The following is a 3,091-nucleotide window of genomic DNA, read 5'->3' on the forward strand; positions in this document are numbered from 1 at the left end:
TTTTATAAAATTTTTTCCCTTTTAATTCAAAATTCAACATTCAAAATTCATAATTTTATAAAGTTTTCCTTAAGATTATCTAAACACATACATTTTGTAAAGCGTTATGGAATTAACTATAATTCTCTCACAATATCTAATTGAATCTCATTAACGCTGGATTTAAATGGCAAATAAACAAGTCCTTGTAAATCAGAAGGAATTTCAACCTCACCTGTATATAAGCAACAAACTCTGTTTCTACTAAGTTTGCCTACAAACAAACCAAATTCAAAGACAACATTTTGCCTTGCTCTTGGCAATAAATTATTCTCTTGTCCTTTTTGACATCCCTTATCATCTGGTGTAAGTAAAACAAATGCAAATCCAACATCGTAATGTCTTTCTAACTTCTCAATAAGAGTCATTCCTTGAGTTGGTTGTTCATTGAGAATGATCGGTTCAAGTCCAAGACGGGTTAAAATGAGTGCAAGCTCGCTTTTAGCCTGTTCATTATGACCATGGACAATAAAAACTTTTCTTGAAGATAAATTTATATCTTGTGTTTCCTCAATACCTCCAAACATTTCAATATATCTTTTCAAAACCTTGATATATTCAACTACCTGCCGATTAAACCGCCAGCCGATGATTTTAGCTTTCACAAGCTTATCTTTCTCAAGTCTTTGTTTTATTTCATCAAAGAATGCCTTAACCCGCCGCATCTCCCAAAGCCTTGCATTGAGCCAGATAAGATAGGAGTCAATTCCACCCTCCCAGATGTCATAAAAAGACCTTATTTCATTAGTATCTCCCCAGATAACATTATAATTTCTGCCTGAGAAAAATGGTGGATCAATGTAGATAAGGTCTATAGTCTCTGAAGGAATGGTACGCAAGACTTGGAGATTATCTCCTAAGATAAGTTGATTGGCAACAAGCTCTGGAGCATTAAAGATTACGATATTGCCGTGATTTGGTGGATGAAGTCGGGGCAGTTGGATATAGGGAAAAACCTTATCAAATCCCTTATTCTTTTCATATCCTAAGGGTGGTCTTGCTGGGTCAGGTAGATGATGTACCTTTTTCCTTATCTTCTCGGAAACCCAAAAAAACCTGCTTTTGCTCAGGCAATGCCTGCTTCTCTGACTCCTCTTGAATCCTCTGTAATACCTCTTGCGATTCCCCATTTTTGTCCTTAACAGCATTCATATTGTCAATTTCCAATCAATTCTAAAACCCTTTCCCTTGCTCTCTCTATTTTATTTGGGTCTTTACCGCCGCCTGTTGCAAAATCTGGCCTTCCACCGCCGCCTCCCCCTGTTATTTTGCAGACCTCTTTTATAATGTAATCTGCCCCTGGTTTTAGATTGCCCTTTACCTTACAGGTCCAGAGGATGCTATCTTTGGTTTTAGAGCCAAGAAGGATAACGCCAGAATCAAGAGAATTTGCTATTTCGTCTATTGAGAATGAAAGCTCATCCTTTGATAGGCTATCAAATACCTCAAAAACAAGGCTTATATTTCCTACTTTTTCTGGAGCAATATTTTTTATTCCCTCTTTTAAAACCCTATACTTAAGATGCCTTATTTTTTTCTCTTGTTCTTTATTTGCCCTTGTTAATGCTTCTATCCTTTCCAATAGTCCCTCTTTTTCTTTGAGAATGTGTTGATATGCCAGATTACCTGTAAAAGCCTCAATCCTTCTTATCCCTGCGGAAACCCCTTCTTCTTTGACAATCTTAAAAAGCCCAATCTTTCCTGTTTTTTCAATATGCGTTCCCCCACAGGTCTCCTTGCTTTTATCGCCAATCATAACAACCCTTACCCTCTCTCCATACTCATCCTCAAAAAACATTAAGGCACCCATCTCTTTTGCTTTTTCTAGGGGAATATCCTTTAATATTGAAACCTCAATGTCCTCCATTATCCTTTGATAGACCATTTTTTCTATTTCCTGGATTTGAAAAGAAGAAGGCTTTTGGGAATAGTTAAAATCAAACCTTAATCTATCATTTTCCACCAAAGAGCCTTGCTGCCTTACATTTTTTCCCAATACCTCCCTTAATGCAAATTGCAAAAGGTGGGTTGCTGTGTGTGCCCTTTTTATTCCCTCCCTCCTTTCTTTATCAACAACAGCCTGAATAATCTCACCTTCTGAAAGATTGCCTTCTCTTATCTTATGGATAATTGCCTCTCCATCCCTTTGTGTATCCTCTACATAAATTTTTATCCCATCCTTTTCAAATATTCCCCAATCACCAACCTGACCACCCATTTCAGGATAAAATGGCGTTTTATCAAGAATGACAAACAAACCATCCTGTTTTATTACCTTACAACTAGCCTCAAGCATATCATAGCCTATAAACTCTGTCTTTATGTTATACCCTTCCTTCTGGAAAAATATTGCCTTTTTTCTTCCCCTCTCCCTTTGGCTATCCATCATTCTGTGATAGCCATCCAGATCAATAGATAGCCCAGATTCTTTTATTACATCAATTGCAAAGTCAACAGGGAATCCATATGTATCATAAATTTCAAAGAGGTCTTTCCCCGAAAACACATTTTTTGCTTTGCTTATTTTTTCAGAAAGAATGTGAAGCCCCCTTTCAATTGTCTCCTTAAACCTATCCTCTTCCTGTTTTACGATATTGGCTATGTGGGGTTCTTCATCCTTAAGATATGGAAAAAGAGAAGATAAAGGATGCACCAATTTATAAAGAAATGGCCCTTCTATTCCAAGCTTTTTTCCACATCTTTCAGCCTTCCTTAAAAGCCTTCTTAAAACATATCCCCTCTCTTCATTAGAGGGAATAATTCCATCGTAGATAAGATGTGCTATTGCCCTTATGTGGTCTGCGATAATTCGGGATTCGGGTTCCGGGATTCGGGGTTCGGTTATGTAATCAATGATTGGAGCAATTAAATCGCATTCAAAGACTGTTTTTTTATCTTGAAGGATCATAGCTAGCCTTTCAAGGCCCATTCCTGTATCTATGTTCTTCGCTGACAAGGGCTTTAGGCTTCCATCTACCTGCCTGTCAAATTCAGTAAAAACAAGGTTCCAAACCTCCAAAAATCTATCGCAATCACAGCCTGGAGAGCAAGA

General features: G+C 37.4%; 2 protein-coding genes. Both read right to left on the reverse strand.

Annotated elements, in window-relative coordinates; all coding sequences use genetic code 11:
* Positions 1-116 precede the first annotated feature (116 nt).
* Entirely contained in the window at positions 117-1,169 is a 1,053-nt protein-coding gene (locus AB1397_03935; protein MEW6482131.1) for a TIR domain-containing protein, read from the reverse strand.
* A 26-nt stretch (positions 1,170-1,195) separates the two neighbouring features.
* The coding region (gene alaS, locus AB1397_03940; GenBank protein MEW6482132.1) for an alanine--tRNA ligase at positions 1,196-3,091 on the reverse strand (1,896 nt) is incomplete at its 5' end.

It is taken from the genome of bacterium, assembly GCA_040756715.1.
In the GTDB taxonomy this organism is placed as follows: Bacteria; UBA9089; UBA9088; order UBA9088; family UBA9088; genus JBFLYE01.

What these genes read in the sequence shown, in the direction of transcription:
- AB1397_03935 (MEW6482131.1), bottom strand. Translation starts at nt 1,169, where the DNA reads ATGGGGAATCGCAAGAGGTATTACAGAGGATTCAAGAGGAGTCAGAGA.